Source organism: Bacillus sp. EKM208B (assembly GCF_011800725.1).
In the GTDB taxonomy this organism is placed as follows: domain Bacteria; phylum Bacillota; class Bacilli; order Bacillales; family Bacillaceae; genus Bacillus; species Bacillus velezensis.
In genome coordinates this window covers 235,617-253,770 of sequence record NZ_JAANHO010000002.1, presented here as the reverse complement: position 1 = coordinate 253,770, position 18,154 = coordinate 235,617, and the positions used below count along the sequence as shown (strand labels likewise).

Below are 18,154 nucleotides of genomic sequence, written 5' to 3'. Positions count from 1 at the left end.
GGCCCCGTGTTTCAATGAAAATTAGGATAAGTTATGTTATAATAACAGTTGGTCTATAAGATACTAAACAGATTATTCATATCCATTTACTTGTATAAATTAACAATTAGAATTGACTGGGGTGTTCATATTGAAAATATCGACAAAGGGAAGATACGGGCTCACCATTATGATTGAATTGGCGAAAAAGCACGGAGACGGTCCGACGTCGCTCAAAAGCATCGCCCAAACAAACAGCCTTTCTGAGCATTACTTGGAACAGCTTGTATCACCGCTCAGAAACGCGGGACTCGTAAAAAGCATCAGAGGCGCTTACGGGGGTTACGTGCTCGGGGGCCAGCCTGAAGAGATAACGGCCGGAGACATTATCAGAGTGCTGGAAGGGCCGATCAGCCCGGTAGAAGTGCTTGAGGATGAAGAGCCTGCCAAGCGGGAGTTATGGATACGCATCCGCGACGCTGTAAAAGACGTGCTGGACAGCACGACGTTAGAAGACCTTGCGAGCTACACGGACGGCGAGCAGGAAGCTTATATGTTCTATATTTAAACCAGAGGTGTACAGACAATGGAACGGATTTATTTAGATCATGCCGCGACTTCCCCGATGGATGAGCGTGTGCTCGAAGAAATGAAGCCCCATTTCTTCGGCAGTTTCGGCAACCCGTCAAGCATTCATTCATTCGGGAGAGAATCCCGGAAATGGGTCGATGAAGCGAGAGCGGACATCGCGCGCGAAATCAGTGCGAAAGAACAGGAAATTATTTTCACAAGCGGCGGCACGGAGGCTGATAATTTAGCGATTTTCGGAACGGCTGCCGCCCGGAAGAATGAAGGAAAGCATATCATTACGACCGCTGTTGAGCATCATGCTGTATTGCACGCCTGCGAAAAGCTGGAAGAAGACGGCTTTGAGGTGACATACCTCATCCCCGGCCCTTCAGGACGGATCAGTGCAAATCAGGTGAAAGAAGCGCTCCGTGATGATACAATCCTTGTTACCGTCATGTATGGCAATAACGAAGTCGGAACCATTCAGCCGATTGACGAAATCGGAGAGCTGTTAAGCGGGCATCAGGCCTATTTTCACACAGATGCCGTCCAGGCATTCGGTTATATGCCGATTGACGTGAAAAAAAGCAGAATTGACATGCTGTCTGTTTCCGGTCACAAGCTTAACGGGCCTAAAGGGACAGGCTTTTTATATGTAAATCAAGAGGTGAAGCTGTCACCGATTCTTCTCGGGGGAGAGCAGGAACGAAAGCGCCGCGCGGGGACGGAAAATGTACCGGGCATCGCCGGCTTAAAAGAAGCGGTCGTCCTTTCAAACCGTGAGAGGGAAGAGAAAACAGCGAAGTATAAGGAGTTTAAGAACATTATCATGAGCACGCTGGAAAAATCCGGCGTTACAGCGGAGGTGAACGGAGATGCCGAGAAATGCCTGCCTCATATTTTAAACCTTTACTTTCCCGGTGTGCCGGTGGAAGCGCTGCTGGTCAATCTTGACATGGAAGGCATTGCCGTCTCCAGCGGATCTGCTTGTACAGCGGGATCCGTTCTTCCGTCCCATGTGCTTACGGCCATGTTCGGAAGTGAGAGCGGCAGGCTGACTTCGTCAATCCGCCTCAGCTTCGGCCTCGGCAATACGGCGGAACAAATCGAAACAGCCGCCGAAAAGCTTGCCGCCGTCGTTAAACGGCTTGCTTAAAACGGCGGACTTATGTTTTTAATGGAGTGAATGCAAATGGAAAAACGGCCGGAGGATACAAGAGTCGTAGTCGGCATGTCCGGCGGCGTGGACTCTTCCGTGGCGGCCCTTCTGCTGAAGGAGCAGGGCTACGATGTAATCGGAATCTTTATGAAAAACTGGGATGATACGGACGAAAACGGTTTTTGCACGGCGACGGAAGATTATGAAGACGTCATCCGGGTCTGCAACCAGATCGGAATTCCGTATTATGCCGTCAACTTTGAGAAGCAATATTGGGAAAAGGTATTTCAATATTTCCTTGATGAATATAAAGCCGGAAGAACCCCCAATCCGGATGTCATGTGCAATAAAGAAATTAAGTTTAAGGCTTTCTTGGATCATGCTCTGTCACTCGGCGCGGATTATCTTGCGACGGGCCATTACGCCCGTGTAGACAGAAGCGCAGGTACAGTGCGCATGCTCCGCGGTCTGGATGAAAACAAGGACCAGACTTATTTTCTGAATCAGCTCAATCAGGAACAGCTCAGCAAAGTCATGTTCCCGATCGGTGATCTGCAAAAAAGCCGCGTGCGGGAAATCGCCAAAGAAGCGGAACTTGCGACAGCTGCGAAAAAAGACAGCACGGGAATCTGCTTTATCGGCGAACGCAACTTCAAAACGTTTCTCAGCCAATATCTCCCTGCTCAGCCGGGCGATATGATGACAATGGACGGAGAAGTAAAAGGGCGTCATGACGGTCTGATGTATTATACAATCGGACAGCGCCACGGTCTTGGAATCGGCGGAAGCGGCGAGCCGTGGTTCGCCGTCGGTAAAGATCTTGAAAAAAACATTCTGTATGTTGATCAAGGATTCCATAATCCGCTTCTGTATTCCGATAAGATCACGGCGACAAATGTCAGCTGGACGCGTCCCGGTCTGATGGACGGCGGCGAAATGACATGCACGGCGAAGTTCCGCTACCGTCAGGAAGATCACAAAGTAACGGTGAAAATGACGGGTGATGATGAAGCGGAAGTCATTTTTGACGGGCAGGTACGCGCCGTTACGCCGGGACAAGCCGTCGTTTTTTATGACGGAGAAGAGTGCCTCGGCGGCGGAACGATAGATGACGTTTATAAAGACGGAACAAAACTGTGGTACGTATAACACATGTAAAAAACCTCAACTCGCATGTTGGGGTTTTTTAGCGAAAGGAAGTTAAAAATGGATTATAATAAAATCGGGATTGACGCCATGCAGGAGGGCGATTTTGAAAAAGCGGCAGAGGCTTTTACGAAAGCGATTGAGGAAAACGGCCAAGATCCGGTGCCGTATATCAACTTCGCAAATCTGCTTTCTTCTGTGAACGAACTCGAACGGGCGCTTGCATTCTATAACAGAGCGCTCGAATTGGACAATTCGGCGGCAGCCGCTTATTACGGTGCGGGAAACGTATATGTGATGAAAGAATCGTTTTCCGAAGCGAAGGATATGTTTGAAAAAGCGCTTCGCTCCGGAATGGAAAACGGAGATTTGTTTTATATGCTGGGGACCGTTCTCGTTAAATTAGAGCGGCCGAAGCTTGCACTGCCGTATTTGCAGCGTGCCGTTGAATTAAACGAAAATGACACGGAAGCACGCTTCCAGTTCGGAATGTGCCTCGCAAATGAAGAAATGCTGGATGAAGCTCTGGCGCAGTTTGAGACGGTGATCGAGCAGGACCCAAGCCACGCGGACGCATTTTATAATGCCGGAGTCGCTTACGCGTACAAAGAAAATCGTGAAAAGGCGCTTGAGATGCTCGAAGGCGCAATCGGCATACAGCCTGATCATATGCTTGCGCTTCATGCGAAACAGCTTATCACCCAGTCATAACAAAAGGAGGGAAGGCTCGTGGATCAGCTGAACATCGAAGAACAGCCGTATGTAAAAGGCGTCATTCATACGGTCATTTATCATAATGACACCAACCTGTATACAGTGCTGAAAGTCAAGGTTGCAGAAACGTCTGAGGCGATCGAAGACAAGGTCGTATCCGTAACGGGCTACTTCCCTCTGCTGCAAGAAGATGAGACCTACACATTTTACGGAAAAACCGCCACGCATCCTAAGTTCGGCCTGCAATTTCAGGCTGAACACTTTAAAAAAGAAATTCCGACCACAAAAGAAGGGATCATTCACTATTTATCAAGTGATCTGTTTGAAGGAATCGGAAAAAAAACGGCGGAAGAAATCGTCAAAAAGCTCGGAGACGGCGCGCTCAATAAAATTCTGACGGATGCGTCGGTGCTTTACGATGTGCCGAAAATGTCGAAAAAGAAAGCGGATAAACTTGCCGGAGAGCTGCAGCGGCATCAGGGGCTTGAGCAGATTATGATCTCTCTGAACCAATACGGTTTCGGGCCCCAGCTATCAATGAAAATATATCAGGCCTACGAAACGGAAACCCTGGAGAAAATTCAGGAAAATCCTTATCAGCTTGTAAAAGACGTTGAAGGCATCGGCTTTGTGAAAGCTGACGAGCTGGGCGGAAAAATGGGTCTGTCAGGAAACCACCCGGAGCGGATCAAAGCGGCAATCTTATATACGATTGAATCGACCTGTCTTTCAGAAGGCCATACGTACATAGAGACAAAGCAGCTGATTATCAATACGCAAACGCTCCTGAATCAGTCAGCTGAAGGCGGCCGCGTTACGGAGATGGATGCGGCTGACGGCATCATCGCCCTCGGGGAGAGTAAGGATATCGTCATTGAAGGAGAGCGCTGCTATTTTCCGTCCTTGTTTTACGCCGAACAAAATGTCGCAAAACGCGTGCTCGACATTGCGGCTCAGACGGAGTATGCCGATCAATTTCCTGAATCGGAATTTCTGCTTGCACTCGGTGAACTGGAAGAACGGATGAATGTTCAATACGCACCAAGCCAAAAGGATGCCATTCAAAAAGCGCTGTCTTCACCGATGCTTTTATTGACCGGAGGACCCGGGACGGGGAAAACGACCGTTATTAAAGGAATCGTGGAATTATACAGTGAACTGCACGGAGTATCGCTTGACCCCGGTGATTATAAAAAAGACGAGACGTTCCCGGTGCTGCTTGCCGCGCCGACGGGAAGAGCCGCAAAACGGATGAGCGAATCTACGGGGCTGCCGGCTGTTACGATTCACAGGCTGCTCGGCTGGAATGGCGCTGAAGGCTTTACCTACAATGAAGATCAGCCGATTGAAGGGAAACTGATCATTATAGACGAAGCGAGTATGCTCGATATCTGGCTCGCCAGCCATTTGTTTAAGGCGCTTCCTAAGCACATTCAGCTCATTGTCGTCGGTGATGAAGACCAGCTTCCTTCAGTAGGACCGGGGCAGGTGCTCAGAGACCTTTTGGCTTCTGAGGTGCTGCCGACCGTGCGTCTGACAGATATTTACCGTCAGGCTGAAGGATCATCCATTGTGGAACTTGCGCATGATATGAAAAAAGGACTGCTTCCAAAGGGGCTGACCGCGCCGACAAAGGACCGCTCATTTATCCGCTGTAATTCTTCACAGATTAAAGAAGTCGTGGATCAGGTCGTCTCGAACGCGTTAAAAAAGGGGTATACCTCCAGGGATATTCAAGTGCTCGCCCCGATGTACAGGGGAAAAGCGGGAATTAACGAGCTGAATATGCTTCTTCAAGACATCATGAATCCGCCGAAAGAAAAAAGGCGGGAGCTGAAATTCGGTGATGTCGTCTACAGGACGGGCGATAAAATATTACAGCTTGTCAACCAGCCGGAAAACAATGTGTTTAACGGCGATATCGGCGAAATCGTGTCCATTTTTTATGCCAAAGAAAATACGGAAAAAGAAGACATGGTCGTCGTCTCGTTTGACGGCAACGAAATCACCTTTACGAAAAAGGATTTCAGCCAGTTTACCCATGCTTACTGCTGTTCCATTCATAAGTCGCAGGGAAGCGAATTCCCGATTGTCGTCCTGCCTGTCGTCAAAGGCTACTATCGAATGCTCAGGAGAAATCTGCTTTATACCGCCATAACAAGGGCGAAAAAATTTCTGATTCTTTGCGGAGAAGAAGAAGCGCTTGAATGGGGCGTCAAAAACAATGATGCCACCGTCAGACAGACGTCGCTTAAAAACAGGCTCACAGAGCAGACTGAAGAGATGGATGCAGAACTGGCCGCCCTGCAAAAAGAGCTGCCGTTCAGTGTATATGATGCGAACATCGGAATGGAAGGCATCACGCCGTTTGACTTTATGGAAGAAAAAGCGTAAATAAAACCCGGAGCATAAACATGCGCCGGGTTTTCGCCTGTGGAAGTCATTTCAAAGTATGCTGCCCGGCTTCTTGGCAAAACCTATACGTGTTCAACAAAAGGTGGTTGATCACACTTTGAGAACATGCCATGCAGCTGAAGGACGAACAGTATATGACGAAAACTCCGGGCGCAGTCTCGGGATGATATCGGATGTTTGTTTCTCTCTGGACGGCCGGCTTCTCGGTTTCGTGCTGGAGCAGAAACGCCTGTTTCACAACCGCCATCTTTTTTTAGAGGCAAGTGATATAAAAGAGATGGATCAAGAAGCCGTAGCTGCCGGTCATGCTCATTTGCAGCCTTTGCCGAAGAGCTGTTTCACTTTTGAACAGATTAAGATGCAGCCGGTGAAATCGCCTGATGGTGAAATGCTCGGTTTGCTGGAAGATGTATACTTTTGTTTGGACAGGGGCATAATCGTAGCATATGAACTCTCGGACGGCTTCTTTTCAGATCTGGCTGGCAGACGCCAAGTGCGCCGCGCCGCCGATACGCTTATTGAAGCGGGGAAAGAAGGCATCGTCCTGAACGGATAAGAGGTGTAGTCTGTGCTTGTATGTCCGAACTGCAAAAGTAAAGATATCGGCAAAATCGGCGTAAACCAATACTATTGCTGGGGCTGCTTCATTGAGCTGACGGTGGCCAAAGGCAAAATTGCGACACATCAAGTAGAGGAAGACGGCACGTTAAGCAGTCTTGATGATTTGTTTTCTGAAGACGAACGCAGTATCAATTTTTAAAGTTGAAAGGAGATACGCGCGATGGGCAGAACAATGACCTCTCTGTTGGCTTTAGGAGCTGGAGCCGTTATGTATCGTATGGCTTCTCAGTCCGATATGCTGAATAAAAAAGGTATGAAACGGATGAGAAGACGAGTCATGAAAATGTTTTAAGCAGAAAAAAGGATACTTCTCCGGAAGTATCCTTTTTACGTTTGTCTCGCTTCCAGCCGTCTGGCTGCGAGAGACAGGCTGTAATTGACCGCGAAATACATCAGGGCCGCCAGCAGAAAGATCGGGAAAAAATACCCTCCGTCAGCGCTTTGTCCGTTTAAAATCTGCGCGTTATGAATCAGTTCGGGCAGAGCGATGACGACCGCAAGTGACGTATCCTTTAATAAAGAAATAAACTGGCTCACAATCGGAGGAACCATACGCCTGAGCGCCTGCGGCATGACGACGAGAAAAAGAGTCTGCGTGTACGTCAGTCCTGAAGAACGCGCCGCTTCAATCTGTCCTTTGTCAACGGATTGCAAACCGCTTCTGATGATTTCTGACAGCATGGCCGATTCAAAAATCGTCAGCGCCGTGATGGCGGCCGCGGTAATTTCCAGTTTGATCCCGATTTCCGGAAGGGCAAAAAACGTAAAGAAAATGATTAATAACAGCGGCAGGTTGCGGATGGTTTCCACAATGGCCGCTATAATGCCCGAGACGATAGGAATTTTCGCATAGCGCAAAGTGCCGGCGGCAAGCCCGAAAATAAAACTCAGGACAATGGAGATCAGCGCAACATAAAGTGTGACCAAAAAGCCGTCCCATAAAAACTGCAGATGGTCAGGTGTATAGGCGCCGCTAAAATCCATGTTTTTCACTCTCCTTCTCTAATAACTCTTTCCGAGACGTCTTTCCAAATAGTGAACCCCGATGCTGAGCGGGATCGTTACTATCAAATAAAAAAGCGCGACGAAAATATAGACATCAAACACGACAAGAGTGCTTGAGGAAACGAGATCCGCCTGATACATCAAATCGAGTCCCGCCACCACTCCGAGTATTGATGAGTTTTTGACAAGGTTGAGAAATTGGTTTCCGAGCGGGGGAATCACGATTTTTACGGCCTGAGGAAGAATGACGTATCTCATCGCCTGACTGCAGGTGAAGCCTGACGATCTGGCCGCTTCCATCTGCCCTTTGGAGACAGTCAGAATTCCGGCTCTGATAGCTTCTGCGATAAAGGCCGACGTGTAAATCGTCAGCGCAATCGTTCCCGCCTGAAAGCCGTCCAATCTCAGCCCGGCGTTCGGAAGTCCGAAATAAAAAACGAATGTGATGAGGAGAAGCGGGATGTTGCGGATAAATTCCACATACGCAGTGCCGATCCATTGAAGGGGTTTGAAAGCCGTGATTCTCATGACTGCGATCAGAACGCCCAGCGCAAAGCTGCCTGCCAGCGCGATGAAGCTCGCAAGCAATGTGTGCAGGAAACCGTCCATATACATATCGAAGTTTTCCGTTAAAATTGAAAAGTTCATCTATGTCACTCCTTATAAAACGGGGATGAGCATGCCTGCTCATCCCGCGGTCCTTTCTATTTTGCCGGTTCTTCTTTAATCCATTTTTTATAGATTTTTTCGTACCTGCCGTCGGCTTTCATTTTTTTCAAAGAGGCGTTGATTTCCTTGATGAGTCCGGATTGGCCTTTTTTGACGGCGATTCCGTAAGGTTCATCGGTGAAGGTTTCGCCTGTCAGCTGATATTGTTTATTTTCATCTGCCATGCCGTATAAAATCGCATTATCGGTTGTGAGCGCATCTCCCTGTCCCGCTTTTAGCGCGGTGAACGCTTCGGCGTAATTTTCAAATTCCAGCACTGAGGCGTCAGGCGCTTTTTCTCTGATGTTTTGTGAGGAAGTAGAGCCTTTTACCGCCAATACTTTTGAGCCTTTTCCCAGGTCTTCGGTGCTTTTGATGCTGCTTCCTTTTTTGACGAGCAGGGATTGCCCGGCTTCAAAATAAACATCTGAGAAATCAACTTCTTTTTTCCGCTCATCCGTTATCGTCATCGTGGCGGTGATGGCGTCGATATCGCCGTTTTGCAGCATCGGAATTCTCGTTTTTGACGTTACTTCTTTAAATTCCGCTTTCTTCTCATCCCCCAGAATATCTTTTGCGAGCTGTTTTGAGATATCAATATCGAAGCCTTCAATATCACCGGAGCTTGGGTTTTTCAGTCCGAATAACCTCGTGTCGGTTTTGACGCCGAAGATGATTTTGTCTCTGTCTTTAATAGAGGCTAACGTGTCTTTTCCCGTTCCCTTTGAATCCCCGGACGTATCTTTCCCTCCGCAGGCTGCCAGCATAAAGACGGCCAGCAGTGATATCAATCCGAATGACAACCATTTTGTTACGCGTGACATAAGCGCTCCTCCGTTTCTTTTCAGTGATTTAAAATACGGCTTAAGAATAAACGCGCCCTCTCTTCACGGGGGCTTTCGTAAAATTCAGCCGGTGCAGCTTCTTCTAAGATGGCTCCGCCGTCGATAAACACGATGCGGTCCGCCACTTCTTTTGCGAATCCCATTTCATGTGTGACGACTGCCATGGTCATGCCTTCCTTTGCGAGTGTTTTCATGACATCCAGCACTTCCCCGATCATTTCCGGATCAAGCGCGGATGTGGGTTCATCAAACAGCATAATTTCGGGCTTCATCGCAAGCCCCCTGGCGATGGCGACACGCTGCTGCTGGCCGCCCGAAAGCTGTGAAGGATAAGCGTCCGCTTTTTCCGGTATACCGACTTTTTTCAAATAGTATAAGGCCGTTTCTTTTGCTTCTTCTTTTGATTGCTTAAGCACTTTGATCGGTGCGAGCATAATGTTTTGCAGAACGGTTTTGTGCGGGTACAGATGAAAATGCTGAAACACCATGCCGATATTGCGGCGGACCTTATTTATATCCGTTTTCTTGTCATGGATGGAGACGCCGTTTACCGTTAAGGCGCCTCCATCAACTGTTTCCAGCTGATTAATGCAGCGGAGAAGCGTGCTTTTTCCCGATCCTGAAGGTCCGATGATAACGACGACTTCCCCTTTTTTAATGTGCAGATTAATGTTTTTCAGCACGTGGAAATGTCCGTAGTGCTTATTTACATCCTGAAATGAAATCATGGCCATCCTCCTTAAAAAAACATGAGTCATATTGACTGGACAGTTTTTGAAATCCTTTAACACATTACGATGGTTATACAGATTTTTATGAATATTATTTAGATTATTTCGTAATTTCTGATAATTATTTCCGTCAAGAGGTCTGCGTCATAAGGCGGAGTTTATGAAACGGGAATAATTCCGGCTTTCTGTCAAAAGATAAAGCAAGGGGTGAAACGTCATGCTTCAAAAACCGCTGCAGCTCTTAATGTGGACGGCTGTATGTCTGCTCGTTTTGTTAACAGTGTATGTCTTTTGCATGCTCGATATGTTATGGTCTCCCATTTGGCTTGTTATAAAATCTCTCTTTATTCCTATATTCATCGCAGTATTTATTGCTTATCTTTTACTTCCGATTACTGAATGGCTTCATAGAAAAGGGATGCCTAGAACTTTAAGCCTGCTTCTGATTTATTGCCTGTTTTTCGGCGGAATCGGCTGGGGGGTTTATAAAGGGGTTCCTGTTTTAATTGAACAGCTGCAGGATCTGTCTGAGAGCATTCCCGGTCTTGCCAAAAACTACAACAGCATGCTGACGCATCTGCATAATCACACGGATCATTGGCCTGACGGCATGCACCATCGGATGGACAAAATGATTCAGCAGACAGAAACGTTTCTTGCCGGCACGATTGAAAGCACGATCAGAAGCATCCGTTTCGTGCTTGATTATATCCTGATCGCGGCGACGATTCCTTTTCTCGTGTTCTATATGGTGAAGGATATAGACGTCATGAAAAAGACAGTCTGGTATTTGACGCCGAAGTCCTGGAGAAAAAGGGGGAGTGAATTTCTGCGGGATGTGGACGACTCTCTCGGTGATTACATCCGCGGTCAGCTTCTCGTTTGTTTTTTGCTCGGGTTAATAGCCGGCGTTTCATTTTGGCTGTTCGGGCTTCCTTACCCGCTGATTTTGGGCCTTGCCATCGGGATTACGAATGTCATCCCGTATTTCGGTCCGTTTATCGGCGCTGTACCGGCGCTGCTCCTTTCGCTGGCGATTTCTGCTAAAGCTGTGATCATCGTAATCGTCACGATTTTTATTCTGCAATTTATAGAAGGAAACATTTTGAGCCCGCTTATTGTCGGGCGCAGTCTCAGAATGCACCCCGTCGTGATCATGCTGGCGCTCCTTGCCGGAGGAGAGCTCGCGGGCATTCCCGGCATGATTCTTGCTGTTCCGGCGGCAGCCGTTTTAAAAGTGACGGCCATTCACTTTTTGCGGATCAGGACGGAACATTGACATTCGGGTTCTGCTTGTCTATAATTTCGAGTAGAATACATACGAATCTCGAGTGACGGATATGAGTACGCCGAAGCCCTGTTTAAGAGAGAAGCTCCGATACGCTGAAAGGAGCTTCAGCAGAAGATCGGCCGAAGCTAATCCTGAGTGCAGTTAAAGGCTGCCGCAGTCCTGCGTTACGGGATGAAAGGTGACAGGCCTTTTTCGGCCTGTAATCAGGGTGGTACCGCGAGACAGCTCTCGTCCCTGTGTGAACGCATGGTTTGCATAGGGAGAGAGCTTTTTTGCTGTCGCAAAAGAGAATTTCGGGTAGTGATAAGGAGGAATATAGATGAAACACTTAACTTCTGCTGAAGTGCGTCAAATGTTTTTAGATTTCTTTAAAGAAAAAGGCCATGCCGTTGAACCGAGCGCCTCATTGGTTCCGCATGAAGATCCGTCTTTACTGTGGATCAACAGCGGCGTTGCGACGCTGAAAAAATACTTTGACGGCCGCGTTGTGCCGGAGAATCCGAGAATTGTAAACGCGCAAAAATCAATCCGTACAAATGATATTGAAAATGTGGGGAAAACGGCGCGCCACCACACGTTCTTTGAGATGCTCGGAAACTTTTCCATCGGTGATTATTTTAAAGAAGAAGCCATCACGTGGGCATGGGAGTTTTTAACGAGTGAAAAGTGGATCGGCTTTGATCCGGAGCTGCTGTCTGTAACGGTTCACCCTGAGGATGAAGAAGCTTATACGCTATGGGCGGAAAAAATCGGCGTTCCGGAAGAAAGAATCATCCGTCTGGAAGGGAACTTCTGGGATATCGGCGAGGGCCCGAGCGGACCGAATACGGAAATTTTCTATGACCGCGGCGAGAAATACGGCAATGACCCGTCAGATTCTGAATTGTATCCGGGCGGCGAAAATGACCGCTATCTTGAAGTATGGAACCTGGTATTCTCAGAGTTCAACCACAATCCGGACGGCACGTACACACCGCTTCCGAAGAAAAACATTGATACGGGCATGGGGCTTGAACGGATGGTCTCCGTGATTCAGGATGTCCCGACAAACTTTGACACTGATTTGTTTATGCCGATTATTGAAGCGACAGAGCGCATTTCCGGAGATGTTTACGGAAAGGACGCAGCGAAGGATACGGCTTTTAAAGTGATTGCCGATCATATCAGAACGGTCGCATTTGCGGTAAGCGACGGAGCTCTGCCCTCAAATGAAGGGCGCGGGTATGTACTGAGACGCCTCTTGCGCCGGGCAGTGCGATACGCGAAAACCATCGGTATCAGCCGTCCGTTTATGTATGAGCTGGTACCGACTGTTGCAGGAATTATGGACGCTTTCTATCCGGAGGTGAAAGAAAAGCAAGAGTTTATCGCCAAAGTCATCAAAACGGAGGAAGAGCGCTTCCACGAAACATTAAACGAAGGCCTGGCCATTTTATCCGACGTGATAAAGAAAGAGAAGGAAAAAGGCAGCGGCATCATCTCCGGAAAAGACGTATTCAAACTGTACGATACGTACGGATTCCCGGTTGAATTAACGGAGGAATACGCGGAAGATGAGCAAATGAAAGTTGACCATAAAGGCTTTGAAGCCGAAATGGAAAAACAGCGTGAACGGGCGAGAAATGCGCGCCAAGATGTAGGAAGCATGCAGGTGCAGGGCGGCGCATTGCGCGACATTACCGCAGAAAGCACATTTGTCGGCTACAGTGCCGTAAAAGCTGAAACGAAGGTGATCGAGCTTCTTCATGACGGGCAATTAATCAGTGAGGCGCATGAAGGGGATACCGTCCAAATCCTTCTTGACAAAACGCCTTTCTACGCTGAAAGCGGCGGACAGATCGGTGACAGAGGAGTGCTGAGAAGCGAGCAGGCTGTCGTAACCATTAAAGACGTGAAAAAAGCTCCGAACGGTCAGCATGTACACGAAGGCACGGTGGATAGCGGCACGATTCAAAAAGGCGCAAGCGTGACGGCTGAAGTGGAAGATCAAATGAGAAGCGGCGTGGTGAAAAACCATACGGCTACCCACCTTCTGCACCAGGCGCTGAAAGACGTTCTCGGCACACATGTCAACCAAGCGGGTTCACTCGTTACCGAAAACCGTCTGCGTTTTGACTTCTCTCATTTCGGTCAAGTGACGAAAGAAGAACTTGAACGCATTGAAGGAATCGTCAACGAAAAAATCTGGGAGAGCATTCCGGTAGCGATTGATTTGAAACCGATCAATGAAGCAAAAGAAATGGGCGCGATGGCCCTGTTCGGCGAGAAATACGGCGATATCGTCCGCGTCGTACAAGTCGGAGATTACAGCCTTGAGCTTTGCGGCGGATGCCATGTCACGAATACGGCTGAAATCGGTCTGTTTAAAATCGTATCCGAATCAGGGATCGGTGCAGGGACGCGAAGAATCGAAGCCGTAACAGGAAAAGGCGCTTATCAGGAAATGAACAGCCAGCTCAGCCTTCTGCAGCACGCTGCGGACGAGCTGAAATCAAACGTAAAAGACGTACCGAAGCGAATTCAGTCTCTTCAAGCGGAGCTGAAGGAAGCGCAAAGAGAAAATGAATCATTGCTCAGCAAACTCGGCAATGTGGAAGCCGGAGCCATTCTGTCTAAAGTAAAAGACATCGGCGGCGTAAAAGTGCTGGCTGAAAAAGTAAATGCGAAAGACATGAACCACCTTCGCACTATGGTGGATGATCTGAAAGCGAAGCTCGGTTCTGCGGTCATCATTCTCGGCGCCGTGCAAAATGAGAAAGTCAACCTTTCAGCAGGCGTGACGAAAGACCTGATCGAAAAAGGCCTTCATGCCGGCAAAATGGTCAAACAAGCGGCTGAAGTCTGCGGAGGCGGAGGCGGAGGCCGTCCGGACATGGCGCAGGCCGGCGGAAAGCAGCCTGAAAAATTGGAAGAGGCGCTCGCATCTGCGGAAGATTGGATAAAATCCGTTTTATAATCCTTTCAACTAGTGTAGAATGATGATAAGATGAGGACCTCAGGCTGAACTTTGCCTGCGAATTTGGGAAAGAGGTGCAAAACGGTGAGCTCGTTTGATAAAACGATGAAATTTAATTTCTCCGATGATTCTGCTGAAACAAACGTCGAAGAAGTGCTGATTACGGTATATGATGCGCTTCAGGAAAAGGGGTACAATCCTATCAACCAGATTGTCGGATACTTGCTGTCTGGAGATCCTGCATACATTCCTAGGCATCGCGACGCCCGGAACTTAATTCGCAAACTGGAACGTGACGAATTAATCGAGGAATTGGTAAAATCCTATCTAGAACAGCATAAAGAGGCGTAAATACATTCATGAGAATATTGGGACTTGATCTTGGAACGAAAACACTCGGCGTAGCTTTAAGCGATGAAATGGGCTGGACCGCTCAAGGCATTGAGACGATAAAAATAAACGAGGCTGAAGGAGATTACGGTCTGGACCGTTTATCCGAGCTGATGAAAGACTATAATGTAGAGAAGATCGTGCTCGGTTTTCCGAAAAACATGAACGGGACGATCGGTCCGAGAGGCGAAGCCAGCCAAACATTTGCGAAACTGCTTGAAACAGCGTACAATGTCCCTGTTGTGCTGTGGGACGAGCGTCTGACGACGATGGCGGCTGAAAAAATGCTGATCGCGGCTGACGTCAGCAGGCAAAAACGAAAAAAAGTCATTGATAAAATGGCGGCTGTCATGATCCTTCAAGGATATCTGGACAGTTTAAACTAAGAGGTGAAAGAAATGGAACACGGCGAAAAACACATTACAATTGTCGATGATCAAGGCAACGAACAGCTTTGCGAAGTGCTGTTCACATTTGAAAACGACACATTCAACAAATCTTACGTACTTTATTATCCGATTGATGCTCAAGACGATGATGAAATCGAAATTCACGCTTCAAGCTTCGAACCGAACGAAAACGGTGAAGACGGCGAACTGATGCCGATTGAAACCGATGAAGAGTGGGAAATGATCGAAGAAACGCTGAACACGTTTTTAGCGGAAGAAGACGAAGAATAAAATGAACGGAAAAAGCCGGAGCGCATATGCGCTTCGGCTTTTTTTTGTAATAAATTGCCGAATGCACATGAATCATGTAGTATAAGAGCTGTTGGGAGGAAAATACTTGTATGAATATCAATCAGACTAAAAATTCATTTCCGCGTAAAAACAAAAAAACGACGATAATACTGTCCTCCGTGATCGCTCTGCTTATCATCATTGGCGGTGCTTTTTTCTATGGAAAATCTCTGCTGTCCCCGGTTGACAAAGGCAGCAAAACGGCAGTCAATATTAATATTCCGAGCGGTTCTTCCGTTTCGGCAATCGCTGAAATTCTTGAGGATCAGCATGTCATCAAAAGCAAAAAAGCATTTCAGCTGTATGTAAAGTATAAAGGCGCTTCCGGGTTTCAGGCGGGATTTTACCACCTGAATAAAGGAATGGATGCGGATGCGATTATCAAAAAACTGACCGCGGGATCAACGGGATATGCCTTTCAGATCTCCGTTCCTGAAGGAAAACAGCTTACGCAGATTGCGGATGCGATCGCAAAAGAAACATCATATTCAAAAGAAGAGATCATGGCGAAACTGGATGACAAAACATTCATCGGCAAACTGAAAAAACAGTTTCCTGATACGATAACGGACGCGCTTTCAAACAAGAAGCTCAAGCATCCGCTCGAAGGCTATCTGTATCCGGCCACATATCCGTTTAATGATCCGGATGCATCGCTTGACACGATTTTGACGGCAATGGTTCAGGAAACAAACACCCGTATCGAAACGTATAAATCTGAACTGGAAAAAAAGAAACTTTCCGTCCATAACGCGCTGACAATGGCATCACTTATTGAAGAAGAAGCCACCGCCAAAGCCGACCGTCACAAAATCGCCAGCGTTTTTTACAACAGGCTCGAAGAAAAAATGCCGCTGCAGACTGACCCGACGGTATTATATGCGGCCGGTAAGCATAAAAGCCGGGTCTACTACAAAGACCTGAAAATTGATTCTCCGTTTAATACGTATAAACATAAGGGGCTGCCGCCGGGACCGATTGCAAATGCCGGTGATTCATCATGGGAAGCGGCTCTCCGCCCTGACAAAACGGATTATCTCTATTTCCTTGCAAAATCAAACGGCGAGGTTGTTTTCACCAAAACATTAAAAGACCATAATAAAGCGAAGGAAAAGTATATTTCCAAAAAAGACAGCGAATAAAAGGAGGGCAAAAGCTCTCCTTTTATTCCATTCTGAAAGGTTTTATGATAAAATATATCGGGTTGTTTACTTATGGATAAAGAAGTGTCTTAAGAGAGTGTCCCCGCGGATTCGTCAGGGGCACTCCTTTTTAGAACGGAGGCTGTTTGCCGTGAATGATCGGTATGAACAAATAAACGAGTATATAAACGCGATGCTGAAGCCTCGGCCTGATAAAGTGAAAAAGCTTGAAGCCTATGCAAAAGAGCACCATGTTCCGATTATGGAAGAAGCGGGCATTGAAGTGCTGCTTCAAATGCTGTCGATTCAACAGGCGAAAAACATTTTGGAAATCGGCGCGGCAATCGGATATTCCGCCATACGGATGGCGCTTGAGCTTCCGGATGCGAATATTTACACGATTGAACGGGACGACAAACGCTATGAAGAAGCTGTGAACAATATAAAAGACTTTGAAATGGAAAACCGGATTCACGTAATGCACGGGGATGCGCTGGAACTTTCTGAGTCTGTCCGTGTCACGGCTCCTTATGATGCCATTTTTATCGACGCGGCCAAAGGCCAGTACACGAACTTTTTTGAGCTCTATGAACCGATGCTTGCGCCGGATGGAGTCATTTTTACGGACAATGTTCTGTTTAAAGGACTGGTGGCGCAAAATCACTCGGACATTGAGCCGAAAAGAAGACGGAAGCTTGTTGAAAAAATTGATCAATATAACCAATGGCTGATGGACCGGCCTGACTATCAAACGGTCATACTGCCGGTCGGAGACGGCATCGCCATCAGTAAAAAGAAGAGGTGAAGGATCATGAAAAAACCTGAACTTTTGGTGACTCCGACTTCTGTACAGGATATTCTTCCGCTCATTCAAGCGGGCGCAACGGCCCTGTTAGTCGGAGAACAGAGATACGGCCTGAGACTGGCCGGTGAATTTTCAAGAGAAGATATAAAAGAAGCCGTAAAGACAGCTCATCAGGAAGGCGCGAAAGTGTACGCCGCCGTGAATGCTATTTTTCACAACGAAAAAGTGGACGAGCTGAACGGCTATCTTGCCTTTTTGCAGGAGGCCGGCGTTGATGCGGCTGTTTTCGGTGATCCGGCCGTTTTAATGGCGGCGCGTGAAGCGGCTCCCGAGCTTAAACTGCACTGGAGCACGGAAACAACGGGAACCAACTACTATTCCTGCAATTACTGGGGACGCAAAGGCGCACGGCGGGCAGTGCTGGCTAAGGAATTAAATATGGACAGCATCATTGACATAAAAGAGAACGCCGAAGTGGAAATTGAAATTCAAATCCACGGTATGACGTGCATGTTCCAATCGAAGCGTTCTTTAGTGGGCCATTACTTCGAATACCAGGGAAAAGTCATGGACATCGAACAGAAGAAAAAAGAAGCGGGGATGTTTCTGCATGACAAGGAACGGGGCAATAAATACCCGATTTTTGAAGATGAAAACGGCACGCACATCATGAGCCCGAACGATGTGTGCATGATTGATGAATTAGAGGACCTGATGGATGCCGGCATCGATTCTTTCAAAATCGACGGAGTTTTGAAGTCTCCTGAATACTTAACTGAAGTGACCCGCATGTACAGAGAAGCAATCGATTTGTGCTTCGAAAGCCGAGAGACATACGAAGAGAAAAAAGAGAGCTGGATAGAGCGGATTGAAAGCATTCAGCCTGTGAACAGAAGCATCGACACAGGATTCTTCTTTAAAGAAACGGTCTATTAAA

At 47.5% G+C, this 18,154-nt stretch carries 20 protein-coding genes and 1 other annotated feature; of the genes, 16 read left to right on the top strand and 4 right to left on the bottom strand.

Annotated features, from left to right (window positions below):
* The first annotated feature begins 130 nt into the window (after nt 1-130).
* The 8 genes from cymR to G9F75_RS04020 all read left to right on the top strand — a co-directional run bounded on the left by cymR (nt 131) and on the right by G9F75_RS04020 (nt 6,896).
* A complete protein-coding gene (gene cymR / locus G9F75_RS04055) occupies nt 131-547 on the top strand; it encodes a cysteine metabolism transcriptional regulator CymR (protein ID WP_003152730.1) in 417 nt (138 codons plus the stop codon).
* Between the two features lie 18 nt (nt 548-565).
* A complete protein-coding gene (locus G9F75_RS04050; protein ID WP_007612815.1) occupies nt 566-1,705 on the top strand; it encodes a cysteine desulfurase family protein in 1,140 nt (379 codons plus the stop codon).
* Between the two features lie 36 nt (nt 1,706-1,741).
* Complete coding sequence (gene mnmA / locus G9F75_RS04045; protein WP_012118077.1) at nt 1,742-2,857, top strand: tRNA 2-thiouridine(34) synthase MnmA; 1,116 nt, start codon at nt 1,742-1,744, stop codon at nt 2,855-2,857.
* Between the two features lie 87 nt (nt 2,858-2,944).
* Entirely contained in the window at nt 2,945-3,565 is a 621-nt protein-coding gene (locus G9F75_RS04040) for a tetratricopeptide repeat protein (protein ID WP_088461189.1), read from the top strand.
* Between the two features lie 18 nt (nt 3,566-3,583).
* Complete coding sequence (gene recD2 / locus G9F75_RS04035) at nt 3,584-5,962, top strand: SF1B family DNA helicase RecD2 (RefSeq protein WP_017418224.1); 2,379 nt, start codon at nt 3,584-3,586, stop codon at nt 5,960-5,962.
* 118 nt (nt 5,963-6,080) lie between these two features.
* Entirely contained in the window at nt 6,081-6,539 is a 459-nt protein-coding gene (locus tag G9F75_RS04030) for a PRC-barrel domain-containing protein (protein ID WP_095061069.1), read from the top strand.
* A gap of 12 nt (nt 6,540-6,551) precedes the next feature.
* Nucleotides 6,552-6,743, top strand: coding sequence for a hypothetical protein (locus tag G9F75_RS04025; protein WP_003152738.1), 192 nt, complete (start codon nt 6,552-6,554; stop codon nt 6,741-6,743).
* Nucleotides 6,744-6,764: 21 nt separating this feature from the next.
* The gene (locus G9F75_RS04020; protein WP_003152741.1) at nt 6,765-6,896 is read left to right on the top strand and encodes a YrzQ family protein; all 132 of its coding nucleotides are present in this window, start codon (nt 6,765-6,767) and stop codon (nt 6,894-6,896) included.
* 35 nt (nt 6,897-6,931) lie between these two features.
* Here the strand turns inward: G9F75_RS04020 and G9F75_RS04015 are convergent, their stop codons facing one another.
* The 4 genes from G9F75_RS04015 to G9F75_RS04000 are packed head-to-tail and all read right to left on the bottom strand — an operon-like array spanning nt 6,932 to nt 9,890.
* A complete protein-coding gene (locus tag G9F75_RS04015; protein ID WP_115940669.1) occupies nt 6,932-7,588 on the bottom strand; it encodes an amino acid ABC transporter permease in 657 nt (218 codons plus the stop codon).
* An 18-nt stretch (nt 7,589-7,606) separates the two neighbouring features.
* Nucleotides 7,607-8,257, bottom strand: a complete 651-nt coding sequence (locus G9F75_RS04010) for an amino acid ABC transporter permease (RefSeq protein ID WP_100261915.1) — start codon at nt 8,255-8,257, stop codon at nt 7,607-7,609.
* A gap of 56 nt (nt 8,258-8,313) precedes the next feature.
* Nucleotides 8,314-9,141 carry a transporter substrate-binding domain-containing protein gene (locus G9F75_RS04005; RefSeq protein ID WP_021494374.1) on the bottom strand — a complete coding sequence of 276 codons (828 nt, stop codon included), beginning with the start codon at nt 9,139-9,141 and terminating at the stop codon, nt 8,314-8,316.
* Nucleotides 9,142-9,161: 20 nt separating this feature from the next.
* Complete coding sequence (locus G9F75_RS04000; protein ID WP_007408209.1) at nt 9,162-9,890, bottom strand: amino acid ABC transporter ATP-binding protein; 729 nt, start codon at nt 9,888-9,890, stop codon at nt 9,162-9,164.
* A 220-nt stretch (nt 9,891-10,110) separates the two neighbouring features.
* Between G9F75_RS04000 and G9F75_RS03995 the strand changes: the two genes are divergently transcribed.
* The 8 genes from G9F75_RS03995 to G9F75_RS03960 all read left to right on the top strand — a co-directional run bounded on the left by G9F75_RS03995 (nt 10,111) and on the right by G9F75_RS03960 (nt 18,153).
* Nucleotides 10,111-11,172, top strand: a complete 1,062-nt coding sequence (locus G9F75_RS03995) for an AI-2E family transporter (protein ID WP_021494373.1) — start codon at nt 10,111-10,113, stop codon at nt 11,170-11,172.
* Nucleotides 11,173-11,215: 43 nt separating this feature from the next.
* Nucleotides 11,216-11,423: a binding site (T-box leader), on the top strand.
* A gap of 80 nt (nt 11,424-11,503) precedes the next feature.
* The gene (gene alaS / locus G9F75_RS03990; RefSeq protein WP_021494372.1) at nt 11,504-14,140 is read left to right on the top strand and encodes an alanine--tRNA ligase; all 2,637 of its coding nucleotides are present in this window, start codon (nt 11,504-11,506) and stop codon (nt 14,138-14,140) included.
* Nucleotides 14,141-14,224: 84 nt separating this feature from the next.
* On the top strand, nt 14,225-14,491 hold the full coding sequence (locus G9F75_RS03985; RefSeq protein ID WP_003152749.1) for an IreB family regulatory phosphoprotein: 267 nt from the start codon (nt 14,225-14,227) through the stop codon (nt 14,489-14,491).
* 8 nt (nt 14,492-14,499) lie between these two features.
* The gene (gene ruvX, locus G9F75_RS03980) at nt 14,500-14,916 is read left to right on the top strand and encodes a Holliday junction resolvase RuvX (RefSeq protein WP_003152750.1); all 417 of its coding nucleotides are present in this window, start codon (nt 14,500-14,502) and stop codon (nt 14,914-14,916) included.
* A 12-nt stretch (nt 14,917-14,928) separates the two neighbouring features.
* Nucleotides 14,929-15,210: a DUF1292 domain-containing protein gene (locus G9F75_RS03975; RefSeq protein ID WP_003152751.1), complete on the top strand. Its 282-nt coding sequence runs from the start codon at nt 14,929-14,931 to the stop codon at nt 15,208-15,210.
* 110 nt (nt 15,211-15,320) lie between these two features.
* The gene (gene mltG, locus G9F75_RS03970) at nt 15,321-16,412 is read left to right on the top strand and encodes an endolytic transglycosylase MltG (protein ID WP_017418219.1); all 1,092 of its coding nucleotides are present in this window, start codon (nt 15,321-15,323) and stop codon (nt 16,410-16,412) included.
* Nucleotides 16,413-16,563: 151 nt separating this feature from the next.
* Nucleotides 16,564-17,217: an O-methyltransferase gene (locus G9F75_RS03965; protein ID WP_007612793.1), complete on the top strand. Its 654-nt coding sequence runs from the start codon at nt 16,564-16,566 to the stop codon at nt 17,215-17,217.
* Between the two features lie 6 nt (nt 17,218-17,223).
* Nucleotides 17,224-18,153 (top strand): peptidase U32 family protein, encoded by a 930-nt coding sequence (locus tag G9F75_RS03960; RefSeq protein WP_007408214.1) that lies wholly within the window; start codon nt 17,224-17,226, stop codon nt 18,151-18,153.
* The last annotated feature ends 1 nt before the right edge of the window (nt 18,154 follow it).